Consider the following 280-nt stretch of genomic DNA (forward strand, 5'->3'; position numbering starts at 1 on the left):
TGATATGGTAATACTTTCATCAAACAAAGAAGAGCTTCACTCTCTGCTTGGAGATATAAAATCATATCTGCATAATAAGCTTCATTTAAATTTAAAAGACAATTATCAAATATTCCCGGTTGATAATAGAGGAATTGACTTTGTTGGCTATGTTTTCTTTCACACTCATATTTTAATGCGGAAAAGTATCAAGAAAAACTTCTGTAGAAAAGTAGCAGTGTTGAACAAAAAGAAAACTACATCCTGCAACTGCAAGATAGCACTTTGTTCATGGATGGGA

At 32.1% G+C, this 280-nt stretch carries 1 protein-coding gene; it reads left to right on the forward strand.

Annotated elements, in window-relative coordinates:
* Positions 1 to 280: hypothetical protein (locus tag H6A07_RS09725; RefSeq protein WP_275100640.1), on the forward strand; the 280-nt coding region annotated here is incomplete at both ends.

The organism is Olsenella uli (assembly GCF_016899935.1).
Taxonomy (GTDB): Bacteria; Actinomycetota; Coriobacteriia; order Coriobacteriales; family Atopobiaceae; genus Thermophilibacter; species Thermophilibacter uli_B.